Below are 23821 nucleotides of genomic sequence, written 5' to 3'. Positions count from 1 at the left end.
CATGAGCCAATCCAATCTGCTTCATCAAATCCGCGCCCTGCCCATCTGGCAGGGAGAGATCACGGCTGAACCGTTGAACGGTGGTATCACCAATATAAACTACCTGGTTACCGACAATTCCGGCAAATACGTGGTACGCGCAGGCGATGACATCCCCTTGCACCAGGTGATGCGGTTCAACGAACTGTCAGCCAGCCGCGCCGCTCACGCTGCCGGCTTAGCGCCCGCGGTAGTGCACACCCAGCAAGGGCTGACGGTGATGGAATACATCGAAAGCCATACCTTGACTGAGGATGACATACGCGCGCCCGCGATGCTGCCACGGGTGCTGGAGTTGGTAAAATCCTGCCACCAAAAAGTGCCCGGGCATCTGCGCGGTCCCGCATTGGTGTTCTGGGTTTTCCATGTGATCCGCGACTACACAGCCGCCCTGCAGGACAAGAATAGCCGCCATGCCGCTCTGGCCGCTGAACTGGCCACAATCGGCAATCGTCTAGAACAGGCTGCAGGTCCGTTCGACATCGTCTTTGGGCACAACGACCTCCTATGCGGCAATTTTCTCGATGACGGTACAAGACTCTGGCTGATTGACTATGACTATGCCGGTTTCAACTCACCACTGTTTGATCTCGGCGGGCTGGCGTCCAACAACGGGCTGTCAGAGCAGCAGGAGCTCTGGATTCTGGAGACCTATTTCGGCGCACCCGTGACCGATGACCTGCTGCATCGCTACAACGCCATGAAATGTGCATCGCTTCTTCGCGAAACGATGTGGAGCATGGTTTCCGAGATCACTTCCAAAATCGAATTTGACTACGCGGCCTACACCGCCAGCAATCTCGCGCGCTTCCGCGCGGCGCTTGACGACTTTCAAAACACCTGAGGACTGACATGACTGAACTCCCCTCAACTGCCAAGGCAGTCATCATCGGTGGCGGCATCATCGGCTGCTCAACCGCTTATCACCTGGCCAAACTGGGCTGGACCGACACCGTTCTGCTGGAGCGGAAAAAACTAACCTCTGGTACTACCTTTCACGCTGCCGGTTTGGTCGGACAGTTGCGCTCGAACGCCAACATTACGCAGTTGCTGGGCTATTCGGTCGATCTATACAACAAGATTGAGGCAGAAACCGGCCTAGGCACCGGCTGGAAGATGAACGGCGGGTTGCGCCTGGCCTGTAACGAGGAACGCTGGACTGAGGTCAAACGTCAGGCCACCACCGCACACTCCTTCGGTCTGGAGATGGAGCTGCTGACCCCCAAGGAAGCCCAGGACCTGTGGCCGCTGATGGATATCTCCGACGTGATCGGCGCCGCCTTCATGCCCACCGACGGGCAGGCCAACCCCTCCGACATCACTCAGGCGCTGGCGAAGGGCGCACGGATGGCTGGCGCCAAGATTTTCGAGGACACAAAAGTCATTGATATCGAAATCGAAGACGGCAGGATCCGCGCCGTGATCACCGAACATGGCCGCATCGAATGCGAAAAGGTGATCTGCTGCGCCGGTCAGTGGACTCGCACCTTTGCAAAACGATTTGGTGTCAACGTCCCCCTGGTTCCGATGGAGCACCAGTATATGGTTACGGAACCGTTCGAGGGCGTGCCCTCCAATCTGCCCACGCTACGCGACCCAGATCGGCTGACTTACTACAAAGAGGAAGTCGGCGGGCTGGTGATGGGCGGCTATGAGCCGAACCCGATCCCTTGGGCCACTGATGGCATCCCCAAAGGGTTCCACTACAGCCTGCTCGACAGCAATTTCGACCATTTCGAGCAGCTGATGGAACAGGCGCTTGGCCGGGTCCCAGCGCTGGAACATGCCGGTATCAAGACGCTGACAAACGGGCCCGAAAGCTTCACGCCAGATGGCAACTTCATCATCGGCGAGGCGCCGGAACTCAGCAATTTCTATGTCGGTGCGGGTTTCAACGCTTTCGGCATCGCCGCTGGCGGTGGCGCCGGCATGGCACTTGCGGAATGGGTGAAGAATGGCGAGCCGCCGTTTGATCTTTGGTCTGCCGATATCCGTCGCTTTGGCCGCCCGCATTTCGATACCGACTGGATCCGCACACGCACGGTGGAGGCTTACGGCAAGCATTACACCATGGCTTGGCCACATGAGGAACACGACAGCGGCCGCCCCTGCCGCAAATCCCCGCTCTACGACACGTTGAAAAACAAAGGCGCCTGTTTCGGCGAGAAACTTGGCTGGGAGCGCCCGAACTGGTTTGCCGACGCCACCAGAGGCGAGACACCTCAGGATCTCTACAGCTTTGGCCGTCAGAACTGGTTTGACGCGGTAGGCCGTGAGCACAAGGCGGCACGAGAGGCCGCAGTCCTGTTTGACCAGACGTCCTTCGCCAAATTCACGCTGAAAGGCCCGGATGCACTGGCCGCCATGAACTGGATCTGTGCCAACGATGTAGACAAGCCAGTGGGATCGCTGATCTATACCCAGATGCTGAACGACAAAGGCGGCATCGAATGCGATCTGACCGTCGGTCGCGTCGCCCAGGATGAGTTCTATATCGTCACCGGAACCGGCTATGCCACACACGACTTCGACTGGATCCGCCGCAACATTCCTGAGGGCATGAACTGCCAGCTGTTCGATATCACCTCGTCCAACGCTGTCCTGTCGCTGATGGGACCAAAGGCACGCGACATCCTGGCTGCGGTGACCCGGGACGATGTCTCCAACGATGGTTTCCAATTCGGCACGATCCGCACCATCGGTATCGCCGGATGCCCAGTTCAGGCGCTGCGTGTGACCTATGTCGGGGAGTTAGGCTGGGAACTGCATTTGCCGGTGGAGTACGCCCAAACTGTTTACGCAGCACTGATGGGTGTTGGACAGCCTCTTGGGTTGGTCGATGCCGGCTACCGTGCGATTGAGTCCCTGCGCCTTGAAAAAGGCTACCGCGCCTGGGGCTCAGATATTGGCCCGGACCACACCCCGTTCGAAGCCGGATTGGGCTGGGCGGTGAAACTCCGAAAGAAGATCGCCTTTAAGGGGCGCGCCGCTGCCGAAGCGCGGAAAGCCGGGGGGGTGAAGAAGATGCTTGCCTGTTTCACCACCGATCCCAGCGTGGTGCTGATGGGCCGCGAAACCATCTATCGCAACGGCAAACGCGTCGGCTGGCTCACCTCCGGCGGCTACGGCTACACCGTCGGTCAGTCGATCGGCTACGGCTATATCCGCAATCCTGATGGCGTCGATCCAGATTATGTGCTGAGCGGGGACTATGAACTGGAAGTCGCCACTCAGCGGGTGCCCTGTAAAGTGCAGCTCGGTCCGCTCTATGACCCATCTATGAGCCGGGTAAAAGTCTGAAGCGCCGCTCGTCCATCACCAGGGAATATGATGATGCACCACTTGGAACAGAGCAATTTTCGCGACCCTGCGCCGGTCCGGAGGGCCGTGCGTGCCATCGCAGCAACGCCGGGTTACACTGCACGCGTCGGGCTCTACGTGTTTTCCGGTTTCCCGATGGAGGAGTATGCCCTGTTTGCGTCAGCCCTGCATGACGCTGGCGACACTTGCGGGCAAAGCCTGAAAGTTAACGTATTGTCCAGCAACGGCGGTTTTGTGCAGGGCAGTTGTAACGCGGCGGTAAAGACCAGCCCCCTGGCCGATGCGCTGAGAGAGTTGGACTATCTCGTGATATTCGGTGGCCACAAATTCAGCGTCGGCCGGAACCAGCATTTCAGGGCGGCGCTGCAGCTTCTGCGTCGCAGTGGCTGTCAGGTGGCTGCGGTTGGCGGCGCGGCGCTGACTCTGGCGAAGGACGGCGTCTTCGAAAGCAGTCGCTGCGCGGTTCACTGGCAAAACCGAGAACTGTTCAACGGTCTAATGAGCACACTGGCCCCGACGGATCAGGTCTGCGCGGTCAACGACGGCGACTGGTCGTCCTGCGGGAAAACCGGCGCACTGGATCTGGCTCTTCATGTCGTGACCGAAATCTACGGAAAACCGACCGCCACCCGACTGGCTCAGACCTTCATCCACACCCGCCTGAGCGACCCCCACAGCACCCAGACTGGTGAAGTTCTCCATGCTGCAGTCTCCGGTTCTGCGCTCGTCAACGAAGCAATCACGCTGTTTCAACGCCATTTGGAAAATCCGCTCCCGATGGCGGAGGTGTCCCGTATTCTGGGGTCGCCGTCTCGCCGTATTGAACGGCACTTCAAGCAGCACTGCGGCACAACGCCCTGCACCTACTACCGGCAGATGCGGCTTGATCATGCCCGCAGACTTTTGCTGAGAACCAATATGACCCTGATTGACGTGGCAATCGCAGCCGGTTTTTCCACCAGCGCCAGCTTCGCCTCCGCCTTTCAGCAAGTATACGGCACCACTCCAAACGCTCTGCGCAAGTCCCTTAACGGCGCCAAGGCCAGGCAAAAATCCTGATGCGATCACGGAACATACTCTCATGACAATGACCTCCTCTACCCCCGAACGGCCTGCTACAGAAAAGATCTTGCAAGACTGCGTGGCTTGGGCGGAATTGTCCGCATCAACCGCGCTGTCGTTCTTCCGGCAAGGTACCGCCGTTGATTTCAAGGCAGACCTCAGCCCGGTTACCTTGGCCGACCAGACAGTGGAGCGGGAACTGAAGGCCGCGATTGCCGCCAGATACCCGGATCACGCGATCCTCGGCGAAGAAACCGGGATCGAGGGTGACTGCAAGGATCATCTCTGGGTCATCGACCCTATTGATGGCACCCGATCCTTCATTTCCGGCCACCCGCTGTTTGGCATGCTGATTGCGTTTCTCAGTCACGGCCAGTTGCAGGCTGGCACCATCAGCATGCCTGCACTGAATGAAATCTATTGCGGGGGCCTCGGAGTGCCCGCAACTTGCAATGGAATTCCAATTCAGGTTTCAGGCCAGCGCGAGTTAAACTCGGCGGTTCTTTACATCAACGAGGGTGAAAAACTGTTGGAAAACCACCCGGCCATCGCCACCCGACTGCTTCAGGCCGGGCAGACACGACGTTTCGGCTACGATTGCTATCCCCATGCCCTTCTTGCGGCAGGCCACGTCGATGCGGTGATCGATTATGATCTTAAACCCTATGACTTTCTGGCCGTTTCAGCTGTCATTGAAGCGGCAGGTGGGCTGATGACGGACTGGCAGGGTAAAACGCTGACGCTGGACTCTGATGGTGCGGTTGTGTCCGCAGCCTCCCCGGAACTTCATGCAACTCTCGTCGATCTTCTGAACAGCTGATCTTTGCCATCGCGCAGTCTGAAAGACTTGATCGGGCACCGCCGCCCGTCCCAAAGTCGTGCCGAAAAGGAGGCCATTTATGATGCCGCAACCTCTACAAATCATCAATCCTGATGGTGCGGGGCCTGTTGTGATTATTTGTGAACATGCTTCTGCGTACATCCCGGCGATCTATGATGACCTCGGGCTGGCGCATGACGACCTGAAAAGCCATGCCGCTTGGGACCCTGGCGCCTTGGATCTTTCTCTCAAGTTGTCCGCAGACTTGGACGCGCCAGTTGTGGCATCAACCGTGTCACGGCTGGTCTACGACTGCAACCGCCCGCCTGAGGCAACAAGCGCCATGCCGGAAAGCTCGGAACTCATCGACGTGCCCGGCAACCGAGATCTGACGCCTGCGGACCGACAGGCCCGCGCGACTGCTGTCTACGACCCATTCTGTGCTGCGGTGTCCCAGATCCTCGACGCCCGCGGCTCGAACACAGTACTGGTCACCGTTCACTCCTTCACCCCTGTCTACTTCGGCCAGCCGCGGGAGGTGGAAATCGGTCTTTTGCATGATGACGACAGCCGACTGGTGGACGCGATGCTGGAGCATATAGGCCGTCTGCCCGGTCGCAAGGTCGCGCGGAATGAGCCCTACGGGCCAGGGGATGGTGTCACCCACACGTTGCGCCTCCATGCGCAGCCACGCGGATTGCCAAATGTGATGATTGAGGTGCGCAGTGACCTGATGCGCAGCGAGCACGACATCGCCGAACGGGCGCGTGAAATCCTGCTCCTTCTGGAACCAGCAGTGATGGATATGAACAGCATGGAGAGAACATCGTGACCGAACAGCTTTCCTTCGACACTCTTAAGGACCAGGTTGCCGACGGCACGGTTGACACAGTTCTTGTGTGCCTTGTGGACATGCAGGGGCGGCTGATGGGCAAGCGTTTTCACGCCAAGCATTTTGTGAATGGCGCTTGGGAAGAGACTCATTGCTGCAACTATCTTCTGGCCACCGATCTGGCGATGGCGACACCGGATGGCTATGCCTCGACCAGCTGGGAAAACGGCTACGGCGATTACGTGATGAAGCCGGACCTCGCAACCTTGCGCCCGGTGCCCTGGCTCGAAGGCACGGTGATGGTGCTCTGTGACGTACTGGATCACCACAGCCACGAAGAGGTGCCGCATTCGCCGCGCGCCATCCTCAAACGTCAGGTGAACCGTCTCAAAGAGATGGGTTTTGACGCGATGTGCGCCACCGAGCTGGAGTTTTTCCTCTTCGAGAAGAGCTTCGATGCGATCCGCAAATCAGGCTTCCGCGATCTGGAGCCGATCTCGGGCTATAATGAGGACTACAGCATCCTGCAGACCTCCCGCGAGGAGCACGTGCTGCGCCCGATCCGCAACCACCTGTGGGATGCGGGCCTGCCGATTGAGAATTCCAAAGGCGAGGCCGAGACCGGTCAGGAAGAGCTGAACATCAAATACGCCGCCGCGATGGACACGGCCGCCTATCACACCATCGCCAAACATGCGGTGAAGGAAATCGCCCAGCAACAGGGCCATGCGGTGACCTTCCTGCCGAAATGGAGCCACGAGAAAGTCGGCTCCTCCTCTCATGTGCATCAGTCGCTGTGGCAGGACGGCAAGCCCGCGTTTCATGACCCGTCGGATGAGCTGGGCATGTCGCCGCTGATGAAGGCCTACATGGGTGGCCTGCTGAAATACGCGCCGGATTACACCGCCTTCATGGCGCCCTATATCAACAGTTACAAACGCTTCATGAAGGGCACCTTTGCCCCCACCCGCATCATCTGGTCGGTGGACAACCGCACCGCAGGCTATCGTCTCTGTGGTGTCGGCAGCAAGGCCATCCGCGTCGAATGCCGTATTCCGGGCTCGGACATGAACCCCTATCTGGCCATCGCAGGCATGCTGGCTGCGGGCATTGCAGGCATCGAGGAAGGGCTTGAGCTGCAGGCGCCCACCACGGGCGATGTCTATCAGGGCGACACCGGCATGATCCCCGGCACCCTGCGGGATGCGGCGACGGCACTCAAAAGCTCGGCCATGTTGCGGGCCGCCATGGGTGATGCGGTGGTTGACCACTACGTGCGCGCTGCCGAAGTGGAAATCGAGGATTTCGAGCGGATCGTGACCGATTACGAGATTGCCCGCGGGTTTGAGCGCGCCTGAGGCGCGCAGAGCCTTCGGCGAGAGTATTTTTGGAAAGATGACGACGGGGGCGTGGCCTCCGTCAAACCACATGAGGAAGACCATGGGCCAGACCCTGAAATGTATCTCACCGATCGACGGATCGGTCTATGCCGAGCGTGAGACGCTGCCACCGGAGGCCGCAGCGGAGCGCGTGACCGCAGCCCGCGCGGCCCAGGCCGCCTGGGCCGCGCGCCCCCTGCAGGAGCGGGTTGACCTGGTGATGGCCGGTGTGGCGGCTGTTGGCGCGATGAACGACGATATTGTGCCGGAACTGGCCCATATGATGGGGCGCCCGGTGCGTTATGGCGGCGAATTTGGCGGCTTCAACGAGCGCGCCAGCCATATGGCGCAGATCGCCGCCGAGGCGCTGGCCGATATCCAGGTCGGCGAAGACGCAACCTTCAAGCGCTACATCAAACATGTCCCTCATGGCGTGGTGTTGGTGGTGGCGCCCTGGAACTACCCCTATATGACCGCCATCAACACCGTGGCTCCTGCCCTGATTGCGGGCAATACCGTGGTGCTGAAACATGCCACCCAGACCCTGCTGGTGGGCGAGCGCATGGCGCAGGCCTTCCAGTCGGCGGGCATTCCGGCAGATGTGTTCCAGAATATGTTCCTCGACCATGACACCACATCAGCACTGATCGCAGACCGCGCCTTCGACTTCGTGAACTTCACAGGTTCCGTCGGTGGCGGTCAGGCGATGGAGCGCGCGGCTGCAGGCACCTTTACCGGCGTCGGCACCGAGCTGGGCGGCAAGGATCCGGGTTATGTGATGGAAGACGCCGATCTTGATGCGGCGGTGGACACGCTGATCGACGGCGCCATGTTCAACGCTGGCCAGTGCTGCTGCGGTATTGAGCGGATCTATGTCCATGAGAGCCTTTACGACGCCTTCGTCGAAAAGGCTGTGGCCATCGTCAACACCTACAAACTGGGCAATCCGCTGGAGGCAGAAACCACCATCGGCCCGATGGCGAACGTACGCTTTGCAGCTGAGGTGCGCAGCCAGATCGCCGAGGCGGTTGCGGCGGGGGCTGTGGCCCATATCGCGGCTTTTGCCGAAGATGACGGGGGCGCCTATCTCACACCGCAGATCCTGACCAATGTGACCCATGACATGCGGGTGATGCGTGACGAAAGCTTTGGCCCCGTGGTGGGCATCATGAAAGTCTCCTCTGACGCCGAAGCCATCGACCTGATGAATGACAGCGAATTTGGCCTCACCGCCTCGCTCTGGACCGGGGATGTAGAGCGCGCGACCCGTGTTGGCGATCAGATCGAAACCGGCACCGTGTTCATGAACCGCGCCGATTATCTGGATCCGGGCCTGTGCTGGACCGGCTGCAAGAACACCGGCCGCGGGGGAGGCCTGTCAGTCATCGGCTATCACAACCTCACCCGCCCGAAATCCTATCACCTGAAAAAGGTCACGGGCTGAGCCCCGTCATCTTTCCCGAAATACTCCGGGGGGCTTGCCGCAGGGCAAGCGGGGGCAGCGCCCCCTCCCCGGCTTCATCACAGGAACACACCTATGACTCTTGTTGGAAACTGGTCCTATCCGACCGCAATCAAGTTTGGCGCTGGCCGGATCAGGGAACTGGCCGAGGCCTGCGCGACAGCGGGCATGAAAAAACCGCTGCTGGTCACGGACAAGGGGCTGGCCGATCTGCCGGTCACCCAGTCCACCCTCGACATCCTGGAGGCCGCGGGCCTTGGTCGGGCGATGTTCTGCGAGGTTGACCCCAACCCGAACGAGAAAAACCTCGAAGCCGGTGTTGCCGCCTATAAGGCAGGCGATCACGACGGGGTGATTGCCTTTGGCGGCGGCTCGGGGCTGGATCTGGGCAAGATGGTTGCCTTCATGTGCGGCCAGACCCGGCCGGTGTGGGATTTTGAGGATATCGGCGACTGGTGGACTCGCGCCGATGCCGATGCCATCGCGCCGATCATCGCGGTGCCGACCACGGCTGGGACCGGTTCCGAAGTGGGCCGCGCCTCTGTGATCACCGACAGCGTGACCCATCAGAAAAAGATCATCTTTCACCCCAAGGTGCTGCCCACCGTGGTGATCTGCGACCCCGAACTGACCGTCGGCATGCCGAAGTTCATCACCGCAGGCACCGGTCTGGATGCCTTTGCGCATTGTGTCGAGGCGTTCTCCTCGCCCCATTACCACCCGATGTCCCAGGGTATCGCGCTGGAGGGCATGCGCCTGGTGAAGGAGTACCTGCCGCGCGCCTATGCTGATGGCACCGACATTGAGGCCCGCGCGCAGATGATGTCGGCCGCCGCCATGGGCGCCACCGCCTTCCAGAAAGGGCTGGGCGCGATCCACGCCATGAGCCACCCGATCGGGGCGCTCTTCAACACCCACCACGGCACCACCAACGCCGTCTGCATGCCCGCGGTGCTGGCCTTCAACGCACCGGAGATCGCCGACCGCTTCAAGACCGCCGCAGATTATCTGGGCATCGACGGCGGCTTTGAGGGCGTCTGCGCCTATGTGCAGGAGCTGAACGACAGCCTCGGCATCCCACGCGGATTGTCCGAACTGGGCGTCACCGAAGCCGCCATTCCAGAACTCGTCAAAGGCGCCCTCATCGACCCTTCCTGCGGCGGAAACCCGGTCGTCCTGGACCAAGCAAACCTAACCCAGCTGTTTATGAATACCCTCTAGGTTATCTCTAACGCCTCCAGCAGGGCTATCCGCAGGAGGCGCTATATCATTGCGAAGCAGATCAAAGCGCCTGCAGAGAAAACCGGCAAATGAACCAAGATCCTGGCGCCATTCCGCATAGGCGCGTTAATCCGGATCGGAATATTGATCAGAGAGAGTTCAGGATCTGGATGATATCTGCAGGAGTATCGGCAATAAAATACGCACCGGCGTGACGCAACAGATCCGGTGCCTGCCACCCCCAGGCCACACCAGTTGCTGGAATATTCGCCAGTTTTGCGGCCTCCATGTCGCTGATACCATCTCCTACGATGCAACAGACTGGGCTCGTCGCCTTGTTCTGCAGGATTTTCAGTTTCTCACTCTTTCCACCCGCTGTATCCCGCGAGAGTATCGCTGAGACATGGGCTGCGCATCCGTGGAAGTAATGGAAGGGCTCTATGCTGCTCCGTGCAGAGGCTGACAGAATAATGATCGGACTGAATGATGCGACGCGTTGCAAGGTTTGGGGAACACTCTCAAAAACCGGTGCGACCTCATCACAATCAGCAAGACACCGACAAGCATCCGCTGCAAAGGCCAGGGACTGGAGCCCAGTTTCATAGCCAAGCCTTCAAAACTAACCTGTTTCAGACTGGCAAAGGGATTTTCCGCGAGCGACTGCTCGCAGCCCTGCCGCCTTGCAGCACGACCGCATGCTGTCACGCACATTCTAAGCGAGTCCGCAATCACACCGTCGAAGTCGAAGACAATCACACGCTCCCCCCAAGTAATCCCGTGTACAGCGCGGAACACCGCCCGCAAGTGTCAGGCAGAAACGATACCACTATTCAGCAGCAACAGCCGCCAAATGTTCGGCAAATGAGGGCCCCAGCATCAAGGCCTTGCAACGGTCGAAGCGACGTGTGGCATAGGCCCAAAAATCCTCCGCTGGATTCCCGTCGGCGTTCTGGATCAGCCCCCAGAGCGTCCAGAGCAAATCACACATCGCCTTATAGATGACCATCCGCCCGTATTGTGCTGCACTCGGCGGTGCGCCAAAATAGGCCGTCAGCATTTCCTGCTCCTGGACTGTGGTCATGCACGCTTCGACTGACAGATCACCCAAATCCCAAAGTGCATCATTCATGCCTGAGTATTCGAAATCAACAATCCACATCCGCCGCCCGTCATCCAGAAAATTCTCACAGAGCGGGTCGCAATGGCTGGGCACCAGCGTGCCGGGCTTATTCCTCAACAGCTCCCTGATGGGAGCGGCTTCAGCAACAACCTCTGCGTAACCTTCAGGGAGGCTCGCATCCTTTGTCGCAAGGATCTTCATGTAACCGTTGATCATTGCGAACAGCTCAAATCGAAATTTGAAAGGCGCAGGCGCGTCATGCAGCCTTCGCAGCGCCCGCCCTGCCCGGGCCGGGGCCTCCCGGCGCGTTGCAAACAGTTCCGGGGTCATGGTCGCGATATTTGGAACGCACTGGCTGATCATCACCCCGGTTTCAGGATCCGCCCATAAGACCAATGGCCCGACACCGGCGTCCGCAGCCACCTCAGCATTATGAATCTCCACGGAACGATCAATGTATTCTTCCGTTCCTTCCCCCGGAATACGCACGATCACAATCTGCGGGCCGCATTCCACACGATAGACAAGATTGGTCAAACCTCCCAGGCGCTGAACCTCGAGTTTCTGGGCGTTAAGGCCTTCGAATCCCTCCAGATTTTGCAATGCGGCAGTAATTTGCGTGACATATTCCATATTCATGGCCTCCTCACTCAGGCTTTCAGGCGATCATTGGTCGGGTCATACAGTGGTCCGTCCACCTGGCGCAGCGCCTGACGTCTGCCAAACAGTTCCAGTTCAAAATCCCGTTCTCCAACCAACGCCGTCGGAAGATAGCCATAAACGATCGTCTTTTCTGCAGTCGGCCCGTAGCCACCACTCGAAGCCAAGGACACTGCTGTCCCTTTGTGCAAGATGGTCTCCCCACCTGTCATCGGCAGCCGCTCATCCACCGTAAACGTACAGAGTTGCTGGCTAGTGCCCTCCCTTTTCTGCCGGTCGAGGATCGCTCGGCCCAGAAAATCTTCCTTCGACTTCAGATGCACGCGACCCGCAAGACCTGCCTCGACAGGGGAATAATCAGGTGTGATATCGGCGCTCCAATACACGTACCCTTTTTCAAGTCGAAGCGACTCGATCGCCCGATAGCCGATGTCACGGATACCGTGCTCTTGACCTGCCTGCCACAGAAGGTCGTAGACATGCAGCGCAAACTCTGTAGGGACATGGAGCTCCCATCCCAGTTCGCCAGTATACCCGATCCGCGCAGCACGCACGGTGGCAGCCCCCAGAGTGATGTCCTGCGCGGTCGCAAAGGGAAAGGCCCTGTTAGAGACATCTTCTTCCGAAACAGCCTGCAACACCTCGCGCGACTTAGGCCCACATAGATTTATTACCGCACGGGCCGAAGTCATCTCAATCAGCTGCGCCGACCCATCCTCAGGCAGGTGGCGCCGAATCCAGTCCGCATCATGGACGCCAAACCCAGCGCCGGTCACGATGTAGAAATGATCGCGCCCCAGACGCGTTACGGTAATGTCAGCCTCGGTTCCGCCCTGCATGTTGCAGAGCTGTGTATAGATGACCGCACCGTCCGGCTTGTCCATGTTCGACACCGCGAGGTTCTGGATAGCGGCCAAGGCCCCGGGGCCGATCAGTTCGAACTTCGAAAAGCTCGACTGGTCGATCAGGACAACACCGTTCCGTACGGCGCTATGCTCCTGCTCCGCAAAGACCTTCCAACCCGGGTTCAGAAAGTCCAGCTGGTCTACCGGCTCAACCCCCTCGGGCGCGAACCACAGTGGGCGTTCCCAGCCATTCTTTGACCCGAACACCGCGCCATGCTGCTTAAGGCGGTCATGTAGCGGCGACAATCTAAGGTTTCTCGCGGTTTCCGCCTCCTGACCGGGATAGCGCATCTTGTAGTGATGCGCGTAGTGCTCCACCGCGCGCGGATACATGAAAGCACGGGTCGCATGATGCGGGCTGAAACGGCGCACATCCAGCGGCCACAGATCCAAACTCGGGCGGCCTTCCAAAATCCATTCTGCAATCATCTCCCCAGCACCGCCACCAGCGGCGATACCGTAAAGGAAGCCGGTCGACAGCATCAAGTTCCTCAGTTCAGGGGCCCAGCCCATGACGAAATCACCATCTGCGGAATAGGGAATAGGACCATTGATAACCTGACGAATTCCAACCTCATTGACCACCGGGGTGACCTGACCTGCCAGCTCAGCCAACGGCGCGAACCTGTCCAGATTGTCCGGCAGCAGCTGGCGCACGAATTCACCCGGGATGCCCCTGTCACCAAACGGCAAGGTGCCCTCTTCGTAACCGCCGATCACCAGCCGACCGCCTGCGTCGGGTTTGTAGTACACCAACCGCTCCGGATCGCGCAGCGTCGGAAGCCCTTTGACTAGCTCTGGCTGCGGAAGCGGTTCGGTCACGATATACTGATGCTCGACCGCACAGGCAGGCACCACCACACCCAGTTTTGCTGCCAGCTCCCGGCTCCACATTCCGGTAGCTAGAACAACGGTTTCCGCTTCGTAGTCTCCATGGGATGTCATCACTTTGGTAATGCGTCCGCCGTGCACTTCGAAGTCTTCAACCTTGACGCCCTGGCAGATCTTTGCCCCGTGCATGCGGGCTCCTGCCGCAATCGCCTGGCAGAGACTGGCAGGATCCACATGACCGTCTGATGGAATGAATGCCGCCCCTTCGAGGTCTTTCGCATCGATATAAGGGAATAACTCCTTTGCCTCCGCTGCCGTAATGATCTCCATTTCCAGATCAAAGCTGCGCGCCATTGTCGCCAGCCGCTTGGCCTCCAACAGGCGCTCTCTGGTTGCCGCAAGACGCAGGCTGCCTACTTTCTTCCAGTCGAATTCCATTCCGGTTTCATCCGCAAGCCGGTCATAAAGCGCCACTGAGCGTTTCAGCATCCGCGTCGTGTTGCGCGATGAGCGCAACTGCCCGACGAGACCCGCCGCGTGCCAGGTCGCGCCTTCAGTCAGCGATGCCTTTTCCAACAGAACCACATCTTTTTCGCCCGCGCGGGCCAGATGATAGGCGATGGAACATCCGATGATGCCGCCACCAATAATGAGATGCTTGGCTGAATGAGTGATCATAGCGTTTTCCTGGTTAAAAACAGTTGGAGACATCAAACTCACCAAATCAACACAAATCAACACAATTGTCATATTTCGTTGAAATTTGTCGGTTGATTGTGGGCAACGCTGCCCATAACCTCCACCCAACAACGTAAAAGCGTCAAAAATGTCGAAATATGAGCAAGACATCCTCAACACCGTGAACTTGCATGGGCGTGTTTCCGTCTTGGATCTGGCCCGAATTCTCCAGGTTTCGGATCAAACCGTCCGGCGAATCGTAAAGCCGATGGTCGAAGACGGACGCCTGTCCAAAGTGCATGGCGCATTGGTCAGCACCCAGAACGTACTGGATCCCCCCTTCATCGCCCGGATGTCGCAGAACCGCGCGGCCAAGGTGGCGATTGCCAATGCTGTTGCTCAATGGATCCCTGACGGCTCCGCTATCGCCATTGATACTGGCTCTACTTCCGGATTCGTTGCCCAAGCCCTGCGCGGGCGTAAGAACCTCACGGTGGTGACCAACTCAGCTTTCATCGCTGCTACGCTGTCGATGGAAGAGGGAAACCGGGTCTTCATGGCCGGCACGCAACTGCGCAATCACGACGGCGCTGCTTTCGACAGGGCCGCCTACGACGTGATTGCCGGTGTGTCAGTGCAGACTGCTGTGCTTTCCGCCTCTCTGGTTCACCCCGTGAGAGGCTTCATGGTGTATGATCAGTGCGAGGCGGACATGGCACTTGCAATGACTGACATTGCCGAGCGAACGTTCATGGCCGTTGACTCAACGAAATTCAGTGATGCCGACAACACCCCCGCACTGCGCCTGCCCGAACTCGCAGCGCATGACCTTATAGTCACCGACCGTCGCCCCCCGCCCGCCTACCGCGCCCTCCCCGGAAAGGCAGAATTGCTGATCGCAGATGGATCTACCACTGCAGGGAGTGGCAGCCGCAGCTGAAAATGCGCCGCAGACCCGATGCCGTCACAATCTGCGATACCCAATACCACTCTGCCGCTGCCCCAACCTCTTCGTCCGCTCACGACGGAAAGGTGTCACACACGCTCAAGCAGCACCCGTTGTCTGGGATTGCAAAACCCGCCCTAAACCGAGGCAGATGCCTGAACCGGCTCCCAGTAGACAGGACCGCAGTCATTCTCCTCGAGAAACTTGTAGCGCGCCGCCCTGCGATCCTCGTGCAGCCGGATATCGGGCGCGGAGCGGTCTTCAAAACGGTAAGGCAGTACTGCGCGCAGCTGTTCGGTATGCTCAAACACAGTTCGCACCACCCAGGGGCGCGTGTACATCGCTTCTCGCGTCGCCTCCTTCGGGCGCTGGAAGCCCTTGGATGATGGAAACACAATGTCTCCCTCCACTGGAATTCCGAGGAACGTCAAAAAGTCACGGTAGTCATCCTTCAGGCGCTCGACCCGAATGATGTGATCCGCAACGCAGACACCATTTAGCGAATAGACATCAAAATCCTGCGGCCAGCGGCCATCGCTGACGAACCTTTTGAACCGCGGTGCTACCGGGCGCTCCGGGCGCCGGTTACCCTTCCAGAAAAAGGAGGAAACCGCCTTCTCCCAAGGGTTACGCTCGGTGCAGACCACATCGTAATCCACGATATCCTCACCGTAGATGCGCAGCGCATCACAATATCTGGAGTGGTTTTGCAGCTCGATCATTTCGCCGGAATTGATATTCACAAATCGCGGATTTTCGACCCGCGCGACGCAATCCACCCGCTGGGTTTCCTCACGCGGGCGCAATTTGGTGATCATATCCTGCGGGCCGCAATATCGGCTGATCGCGAGTTCGATTGAGCTGCCAGCAGTCTTCCCCGGCTTCACGTAAACAAAGTTGTGCTTGTGGCTTACAATCATTTGAACGCGCTCAGAAGGTAGGGTATCGTCCGCTTATGACATGCGGGGTGACCTCGGGCAATGATCACAGGCAGGCGGACAACCGGCCCAAGAGGTTGATAAAGCAGGTATGAATACGCACGAGCCACCTCAACGCTGAGAGACTGGTGTCGACATACCCATGGAGCCCCCCTTGTGGTAATGAGGATGAGTGTCGGACGAGGCACTGCTGGACAGGGAGCAGTTTTTCAGGCTCGACTTTGCAATTCGTCAATTTCGCCCCGCGAAAGATGCGATTTCCAAGCGACCCAACTATCGCCCTCTTGGCCTTTTCCATAAAACAACGAAGCAGTGCGGAATATAATGTCTGACCTCCCGGTAATCGCCTCCCTCTGGATTGGGGGAAATCTAAGCTATCTTGAGCAAACCTGTCTGAAATCATTTGCGGATCACGGACATCGCACCCTTCTTTACACCTATGAAACCGTAGACAATTGCCCACCCGGTGTTGAACTGATGGACGCGAACCGAATTTTTCCGGCGTCAGACTTCATCCGTCACAAGGTGTCTGGTTCCCCAGCCGTTCATGCCGATGCCTTTCGCTACAAGATGATCTCGATGCAGAATGTCATTTGGGTGGACGCTGATGTTCTCTGCGTGAAGCCGTGGGATTTTCAGGATCAATGGGTTTTTGGTTGGGAAAAAACCGGGCGTCTGGTCTGCAATGCCGTCCTCGGCCTGCCCCGGTTCTCCCGGACGCTGCAGCGGCTCAATGCCTTTTGCGAAAACGAATACCCGATCCCGCCCTGGGCAAAGGGGGAAGAACGGGCACAGCTTGAAGCCGCACATGCAGCCGGCAATCCGGTGCATGTATCCGAGCTGAAATGGGGCGTCTGGGGTCCCTCAGCGCTGACGCATTTCCTCAATGAAACTGGCGAGATGGCGCATGTGAAGCCACAGATGGCCTTTTTCCAGATTTCGTTCAAGGAGCGCCGCAACCTGCTATCGCCGGGCTATATCGTCGAGAAGAAGATCAATGATGGCTGCTACGGTGTGCATCTCTGGAACCGTCGACTGAGCCGCCGCCTGATCACCCATGAAGGCGGCATTCCCCACCCGGAGAGCTATCTTGGCCGCGCGTTGATCCGTCACGACATTGATGCCGCTGCAGCCCCGATCCCCGACCGCCCACCAGAGGGAAAACCGACGCAGGCCGAGCTGGCAGCAAGAGCCAAAGCCTCCTCCCCGGCGGCCACAGTCTCCCCCCCTGCCGCTGAGCCCCGCCAGCACCCGCGTCTCACGATGCCGCTGGACCAACTGGTACAAAGCCCGCATTACCAACGCGCGATTGATAACCTTGAGCTGCGCATCGAGACTATTGGCGACCGGCTGTCACCGCTGCCAGAGCCGATTTCAAACGACAATATCCTGATCCTGACCTCAATGAAGAACGAGGCGCCCTTCATTCTGGAGTGGATCGCCTATCACAAGGCGATCGGGGCCAAGCATTTCCTCGTCTACACCAACGATTGCAGCGATAACACGAATGAGATCCTGGATCGCTTGGCAGAGCTGGGTCTGGTCACCCGCGTCGCCAACCCTTGGGATCCGACCTCCGGCAAAAAGCCTCAGCATGTGGCGCTGGCTGACGCGATGCAGCAACCCGTGTACCAGGCTGCGGATTGGGTTCTGACCATTGATGTCGATGAATTTGTGAATATCCATGTCGGCGATGGGCGTTTTGCTGACCTGTTCAAAGCGGCTGGCGACCCCAATGTCATCTCCTTCACCTGGAAATTTTTCGGCAATGGTGGCGTTGCCGACTATGAAGACCGCCCGATCACCGAACAGTTCACTGCCTGCGCTCCAGAGTTCATTCCCAAGCCACGACTGGGTTGGGGATTCAAAAGCATGCTGCATAAGTCTGCACCTTACACAAAGATCGGCGTCCACCGTCCGTTGAAAATCGACGACGAAGAAAACATCTCGCAGGTGCGCTGGGTCAACGGCTCTGGGCGTGTCATGCCGGAGATGTTGCTGACCAACAATGGCTGGCGTTCAACCAAGCGGTCACTTGGGTATCGCATGGCGACGCTTAACCACTACGTATTGCGCTCCGCCGACAGTTTTTTGGTGAAACGGGACCGAGGCCGGATCAACCATACGGAACAAGATCAGGGTATCGACTACTGGGCCCGGCGCAACTACGCCTCCGAAACCGACGCACGCATGCACAACCGCGCGCCGATGATGCGCGCCGAGTTGGACACGCTGATGGCCGACGTCAAGCTGGCAAGCCTGCATGCAGAAGCGGTTCAATGGCACAAGGCCAAGATCGCTGACCTGAAATCAAGACCGGAATACGCGGCACTTTACGAGAACCTGACCGAAGTCGCGCGCCCGGATGCGATCTATCTCACCAAGCTGGAAGATCAGCCTGAGGCCGGAACCCCGGCGGATGTCCATATCCCCGAACCTGAAGCGCTGCTGCTCTCTCCCGACCAGATTGAGGCGAAGATACAGCTGCTGAAGGAGATGGTGCAAGGCAAGATCCGTGTTGCGGATCTGCGCAGCCGCGAAGCGGAGCTGGGCGTGTCGATGGATGTCTCGGATCTGGCCCAGAAAATGCAGCAAACGCCTCGGGTGGCGCCCGCTGCCACGCCACAGAAGCCCACCGCGGCCCGTGTGGTCAAGGTTGCACCCGTTGCACCCAACCCCAGCGATCAGCATAGGCTTGATCATGCGCCAATCTGGCTTCCCAAGGCTCCAGACACCACGGCACCCGCTGCTGGTGACCCGAGGTTCACCGACATGCGGGCTCATGCTGCTCAGCGAGCCGGTTTTTTCTGGGAGAGTGATGAAAACGCGCTGTTCTTCGAACCTTTTGGCAAGCGGCTTGTGGTCACCTTCGACAATATCCATGTGGTTCAGCAAAAAGAGGGTCAGCGATGGCCCTGGGGCTACAAACTGCTATCGCAGACGCTGGGCTGTTCGGTCCTCGGTGTGATCGGCTCCAAGCGCAACTGGTTCCGGAGCCCCTTTGTTCATGATAGCTTTGACCACCTGCGCGACAGTGGTTTCTTTGATCAATTCGATGAGGTCCTGTTTTACGGCGCCTCCATGGGGGCATATGGCGCACTGACCTATTCACAATGCGCGCCCGGGGCCAAGGTATTTGCCATCGCGCCGCAAACCACGCTGGACCGCCGCCTTCTGCCCGATGATGATCGCTGGGGCTGGACCGCGCGACTGGACTGGGATGATCGCTACGCGGACGCCGCAGAGGCGACCCATCTCGCCGATGATATGGTGGTCCTATATGACCCCTACTTCGAACCGGATGTGCAGCAGGTCGACCGCCTGAAAGGTGACAATATCCGCAAGTTGAGAATGCCATTTTTCGGCCATCAGCTGCCGCAGGCGCTGGTCAACATGGGCATTCTAAAACCGATACTGAGCGAGATTTTTGAGGGCCGCCTTACCGCCCAGCGGTTCTACCAATTGCTGCGCGCCCGTCGTGATCTTCCCCGATTCCAGCATGATCTGCTGATGAAGGCTGAGGAGAAAAACCACCCAAAGCTCGCCATTCAGGTCTGCGAATACACGTTGAAAAAACGCGATGCCAAGAACATCCGCAATTCTCTTGACCGCCTCCGTGCCGACCTTGCCAAAGCGGAAGGATAAGCCATGACCGCCGCCCCAACTGCCAAGGCAAAGCGCCTGATCATCACCTGTATGAAGAACGAAGGTCCCTTCATTCTGGAATGGGTGGCCCACCACCGCGCTATCGGATTCGATCATATGCTGGTCTTCACCAACGATTGCGACGACGGCACGGTTGAACTGCTGGATGGGCTGGCAGAGCGCGGCTATGTTACCAGGATGGACAACCCCTATCAGGAGATGGGCAGCGGCTATAATCCGCAAAAGGGCGCACTCAAATTCGCCGAGAGCCTCGATCTGGTCCAGCAGGCGGAGTGGGTTCTGGTCTCCGACGTTGATGAATTCGTGAATATCCACGTTGGGGATGGGGATCTCGACAGCCTCTTTGCCGCTACCAATGGTCCTGACATGATCTCGATGCAGTGGCGCCTGTTCGGCAACAGCTTCCGAAACAGCTACGACGACGTATTGCTAACGCAACGGCACAGCTACTGCGCACCGAAATACTGCCCTGCCCCGATCCAGGCCTGGGGCATCAAGACCCTGTTCAAAACAGCTGGTGATCATGTGGCGGGAAGCTATGACCGCATCGGTGTCCACCGTCCGCTGAAACGGCGCATTGCAGGTATGCCAAACTGGGTTGCGGGCACCGGCCGACCGGTGCCTGAGGATATGGCAGATCAGGGCTGGCGTTTTGGCATTCGCGACCATGGTTATGACATGGTCACTCTCAACCACTACGCTGTACGCAGCACCGAAAGCTTCCTCGTCAAACGGGACCGTGGCCGCGTGAACCACGTGGAACGTGATCAGGGGTTGGCCTATTGGATGCGGATGAACTTCAATATGGAGCAGGACTTTTCCATTCAACGCCGCCTTACTGCCACAAAAAAGGAACTGACCCGGCTCAAACGTCTCAAAGGCATCAAAGCACTGCATGAGGCGGCCGTCACCGCCCATCACAGCAAGATCACAGAGCTGATGGCGCGTGATGATATGAAGAGGTTCTACGATGAGATCACATCACCCAAGCTGACGCTTCTCTCACGGCACCTGAACTTTGCCTCCCGCGCGCAGTTCAACGACGGCCCCGACGCAATTTCTGCCGACCTGATGGATCGGCTGGCACAAGTACCAGTGCTCTAGCATCAGGACCAGAGACTGGCACCCGCTGCCTCTTATGTCGATTTCAGGCGGAACCGCTGAATCTTTCCGGTCTCGGTCTTCGGGAGGGCGTCAGTGTAGACGATATCGCGGGGGTATTTATAGGGTGCAATGGCTGCCTTGACGTGATCCTGCAGCGCCCTGGTCAGGACCTCCGACGCCTGCGCCCCCTCGGCCAGCACAACATGGGCCTGCACGATCTCGCCCCGCGCATCATCGCTGGCGCCGATCACGGCACATTCCGTCACCAGGTCATGGGACAGCAACGCCGCCTCAACCTCCGGACCGGCTATGTTATACCCGGCAGAGACGATCATATCATCGTTGCGTGCAGCAAAGTGCAGATAGCCATCAACGTCCATCACGAAACTGTCGCCGGTGATGTTCCAGCCATCCTTGACGTACTCACCCTGCCGCGCATCCGCGAGGTAGCGGCACCCGGTCGGCCCCTTCACTGCCAGTCGGCCAACCTCTCCGCGCGGGGCTTCATTGCCATCACTGTCCAGAACCCGCACCCGGTAGCCCTTCACAGGTTTGCCGGTGCAGGCGGGGCGGTGGTCGTCAAACCGGTTGGAGATGAAGATATGCAGCATCTCCGTCGCCCCCATCCCATCCAACATCGGCTTGCCAGTCTGGGCTATCCATTCGTCATAAACCGGCGCTGGCAGGGTTTCCCCGGCGGACACTGCCGCCCTGAGCGATGACAGATCTGCCCCCTCCTCCATCGCGCGCAGCATCACCCGATAGGCGGTCGGCGCGGTAAAACAGACCGTTGCCTTGTATGTCTCGATGATCTCAATAAGATTCGGCGGCGAGGCATTTTCCAGCAAGGTCGCCGCCGCCCCAAACCGCAGCGGAAAAATTGCCAGACCGCCCAGTCCAAACGTAAACGCCAGCGGCGGCGAGCCGACAAAGATATCCTCAGGCGTGACCTGTAGCACCTCGGCTGCATAACCATCGGCAATCATCAAAAGATCGCGGTGAAAATGCACCGTCGCTTTCGGTGACCCCGTGGTGCCTGAGGTGAACCCCAGAAGGGCCACATCATCGCGGCCCGTCGCCACCGCCTCAAACCGCACCGGTTTTTCCAGCGCCAACCGATCCAGTTCCGCATCATGGTTGGAGGTGCCATCGAACCCGACGACGGACTTCAGATGCGCCGAGGTTTTGGCACAGGCAACCAGCTCCTCCATCAGCCGGGTATCACACAGCGCATGGCTGATCTCTGCCTTGTCGATGATCTTCGCCAGCTCGCCTGCCCGCAGCATCGGCATGGTGTTCACCACCACAGCGCCTGCCTTGGTCGCCGCCAGCCAGCAGGCCACCATCGCCGGATTGTTGGCAGAGCGGATCAGGATCCGGTTGCCGGGCTGCACCCCCAGATCCTCCACCAGAACATGGGCCAGCCGGTTGGTCCAATCGGTCAGTTCCTTATAGGTCCGCCGCCGCCCGTTGCCGATCAGCGCCGTATGATCCCCGAACCCTTTGGCGACCATGGCATCGGTCAATTCGACTGCCGCATTCAATCGCTCAGGATAGTCATATCCGTCGGTCAGGAACTCCGGCCACTGATCCACCGGCGGCAGGTTGTCGCGGGTGAATGTGTCGGTATGTGCGCTTGGTCCCAGCATCTCAGCTTCCCTTCTGAAACGTGGAAATCGCCTGACGGGCAATCACCACACGTTGGACGTCAGATGCGCCTTCGTAGATCCGCAACGCTCTGATATCGCGGTAGAGTTCCTCGACCTTCTGACCCTGCCGCACCCCGTCACCGCCATGCAACTGAACCGCCTTGTCGATGATTTTCTGCGCCTGATCGGTAGAGAACAACTTCGCCATCGCGGCCTCCCGGGTGATGCGCGCGGCGCCACTGTCCTTGGCCCAGGCCGCGCGATAGACCAGCAGGGCACTTGCATCCACATCCAGCGCCATATCCGCGATATGCCCCTGCACCATCTGCAGATCCGCCAGCCGCGCCCCCTGCACATGACGGCTTGTTACGCGTGCCAGCGCCTCATCCAGGGCCCGGCGCGCAAACCCCAATGCTGCCGCCGCCACAGTGGAGCGAAACACATCCAGCACCGACATCGCAATCTTGAAGCCCGCGCCCGGCGCCCCCAGCAACGCGCTGCGCGGGATACGGCAATCGCTGAACCGCAGGGTCGCAAGCGGGTGCGGTGCCAGCGTCTCCAGACGCTCCACCACCTCAAACCCCGGCAGCCCCGCAGGCACGACAAAGGCCGAGAGCCCCTTGGCCCCCGGCCCCTCGCCGCTACGGGCAAACAACGTATAGACGTCAGCAATCCCGCCGTTGGAGATCCAGGTCTTCTCGCCGTTCAGAACATAGTGTTCCCCATCCCGCACCGCGGTCATGGTGGAATTGGCCACATCGGATCCTGATTGCGGTTCGGTCAGCGCAAAGGCAGAAATCGCCTTGCCGCTGCGTGTGAGCGGCAGCCATTCTGCCTGTTGGGCCTCCGTGCCAAAGAGAGAAATCGCCCCTGTTCCCAACCCCTGCATCGCAAAGGCAAAATCTGCCAGACCATCGTGCCGGGCCAAGGTCTCACGGATCAGGCACAGCGTGCGCACGTCCAGCACCTCCCCGGCCATGGCGCCGGAATGCTGCGTCCAGCCCGCAGCCCCCAGGGCCGACACCAGCCCGCGGCAGGCAGCATCGGTATCACTGTGATCAATATGCGCCAGCGCATCCTCTGCCCACCTGTCCAGATCCGCCGCCAGTGCGCGGTGGCGGTCTTCAAAAAACGGCCAGCTCAGAAATGTCTTATCCGCCATATCGCTCCTCCCGGCAGCGGCACACG

General features: G+C 59.0%; 17 protein-coding genes. 11 read left to right on the top strand and 6 right to left on the bottom strand.

Annotated features, from left to right (window positions below; all coding sequences use genetic code 11):
- Nucleotide 1: 1 nt before the first annotated feature.
- The 8 genes from INHI_RS0104660 to INHI_RS0104625 all read left to right on the top strand — a co-directional run bounded on the left by INHI_RS0104660 (nucleotide 2) and on the right by INHI_RS0104625 (nucleotide 10136).
- Nucleotides 2-883: a phosphotransferase gene (locus INHI_RS0104660; protein WP_027246893.1), complete on the top strand. Its 882-nt coding sequence runs from the start codon at nucleotides 2-4 to the stop codon at nucleotides 881-883.
- Nucleotides 884-891: 8 nt separating this feature from the next.
- The gene (locus INHI_RS0104655) at nucleotides 892-3339 is read left to right on the top strand and encodes a GcvT family protein (protein WP_027246892.1); all 2448 of its coding nucleotides are present in this window, start codon (nucleotides 892-894) and stop codon (nucleotides 3337-3339) included.
- An 87-nt stretch (nucleotides 3340-3426) separates the two neighbouring features.
- A complete protein-coding gene (locus INHI_RS0104650; protein ID WP_254656847.1) occupies nucleotides 3427-4419 on the top strand; it encodes a GlxA family transcriptional regulator in 993 nt (330 codons plus the stop codon).
- Nucleotides 4420-4441: 22 nt separating this feature from the next.
- Nucleotides 4442-5242 (top strand): inositol monophosphatase family protein, encoded by an 801-nt coding sequence (locus INHI_RS0104645; RefSeq protein WP_027246891.1) that lies wholly within the window; start codon nucleotides 4442-4444, stop codon nucleotides 5240-5242.
- A gap of 79 nt (nucleotides 5243-5321) precedes the next feature.
- The gene (locus INHI_RS0104640; protein ID WP_027246890.1) at nucleotides 5322-6074 is read left to right on the top strand and encodes an N-formylglutamate amidohydrolase; all 753 of its coding nucleotides are present in this window, start codon (nucleotides 5322-5324) and stop codon (nucleotides 6072-6074) included.
- Complete coding sequence (locus INHI_RS0104635) at nucleotides 6071-7432, top strand: glutamine synthetase family protein (protein ID WP_027246889.1); 1362 nt, start codon at nucleotides 6071-6073, stop codon at nucleotides 7430-7432. Before INHI_RS0104640 ends, INHI_RS0104635 begins: the two co-directional genes overlap by 4 nt.
- 82 nt (nucleotides 7433-7514) lie before the next feature.
- Nucleotides 7515-8897, top strand: a complete 1383-nt coding sequence (locus INHI_RS0104630; protein ID WP_027246365.1) for an aldehyde dehydrogenase family protein — start codon at nucleotides 7515-7517, stop codon at nucleotides 8895-8897.
- 93 nt (nucleotides 8898-8990) lie between these two features.
- The gene (locus INHI_RS0104625) at nucleotides 8991-10136 is read left to right on the top strand and encodes an iron-containing alcohol dehydrogenase (RefSeq protein WP_027246888.1); all 1146 of its coding nucleotides are present in this window, start codon (nucleotides 8991-8993) and stop codon (nucleotides 10134-10136) included.
- Nucleotides 10137-10284: 148 nt separating this feature from the next.
- On the opposite strand, the gene INHI_RS21180 is transcribed toward INHI_RS0104625, so the two are convergent.
- The 3 genes from INHI_RS21180 to INHI_RS0104610 form a co-directional block, all read right to left on the bottom strand.
- Complete coding sequence (locus INHI_RS21180) at nucleotides 10285-10425, bottom strand: HAD family hydrolase (RefSeq protein ID WP_014875237.1); 141 nt, start codon at nucleotides 10423-10425, stop codon at nucleotides 10285-10287.
- Nucleotides 10426-10962: 537 nt separating this feature from the next.
- Nucleotides 10963-11895, bottom strand: coding sequence for a choline kinase family protein (locus tag INHI_RS0104615; RefSeq protein WP_254656846.1), 933 nt, complete (start codon nucleotides 11893-11895; stop codon nucleotides 10963-10965).
- An 11-nt stretch (nucleotides 11896-11906) separates the two neighbouring features.
- Nucleotides 11907-14330 carry a GcvT family protein gene (locus INHI_RS0104610; RefSeq protein ID WP_027246886.1) on the bottom strand — a complete coding sequence of 808 codons (2424 nt, stop codon included), beginning with the start codon at nucleotides 14328-14330 and terminating at the stop codon, nucleotides 11907-11909.
- 148 nt (nucleotides 14331-14478) lie between these two features.
- On the opposite strand from INHI_RS0104610, the gene INHI_RS0104605 reads away from it, so the two are divergent.
- Nucleotides 14479-15270 (top strand): DeoR/GlpR family DNA-binding transcription regulator, encoded by a 792-nt coding sequence (locus INHI_RS0104605; RefSeq protein WP_027246885.1) that lies wholly within the window; start codon nucleotides 14479-14481, stop codon nucleotides 15268-15270.
- Nucleotides 15271-15413: 143 nt separating this feature from the next.
- On the opposite strand, the gene INHI_RS0104600 is transcribed toward INHI_RS0104605, so the two are convergent.
- Entirely contained in the window at nucleotides 15414-16196 is a 783-nt protein-coding gene (locus INHI_RS0104600) for a hypothetical protein (protein WP_014880632.1), read from the bottom strand.
- Nucleotides 16197-16538: 342 nt separating this feature from the next.
- On the opposite strand from INHI_RS0104600, the gene INHI_RS0104595 reads away from it, so the two are divergent.
- Together INHI_RS0104595 and INHI_RS0104590 are read left to right on the top strand one after the other, a co-directional pair.
- A complete protein-coding gene (locus INHI_RS0104595; RefSeq protein WP_027246884.1) occupies nucleotides 16539-19859 on the top strand; it encodes a glycosyltransferase family 2 protein in 3321 nt (1106 codons plus the stop codon).
- A gap of 3 nt (nucleotides 19860-19862) precedes the next feature.
- Nucleotides 19863-20984: a glycosyltransferase family 2 protein gene (locus INHI_RS0104590; protein ID WP_027246883.1), complete on the top strand. Its 1122-nt coding sequence runs from the start codon at nucleotides 19863-19865 to the stop codon at nucleotides 20982-20984.
- 32 nt (nucleotides 20985-21016) lie between these two features.
- On the opposite strand, the gene INHI_RS0104585 is transcribed toward INHI_RS0104590, so the two are convergent.
- Both INHI_RS0104585 and INHI_RS0104580 read right to left on the bottom strand, forming a co-directional pair.
- Nucleotides 21017-22633 carry an AMP-binding protein gene (locus tag INHI_RS0104585; protein WP_027246882.1) on the bottom strand — a complete coding sequence of 539 codons (1617 nt, stop codon included), beginning with the start codon at nucleotides 22631-22633 and terminating at the stop codon, nucleotides 21017-21019.
- A gap of 1 nt (nucleotide 22634) precedes the next feature.
- Nucleotides 22635-23795 (bottom strand): acyl-CoA dehydrogenase family protein, encoded by a 1161-nt coding sequence (locus INHI_RS0104580; RefSeq protein ID WP_027246881.1) that lies wholly within the window; start codon nucleotides 23793-23795, stop codon nucleotides 22635-22637.
- Between the last annotated feature and the right edge of the window lie 26 nt (nucleotides 23796-23821).

It is taken from the genome of Phaeobacter inhibens DSM 16374 (assembly GCF_000473105.1).
Taxonomy (GTDB): domain Bacteria; phylum Pseudomonadota; class Alphaproteobacteria; order Rhodobacterales; family Rhodobacteraceae; genus Phaeobacter; species Phaeobacter inhibens.
This window is presented reverse-complemented; position numbering and strand designations above follow the sequence as displayed.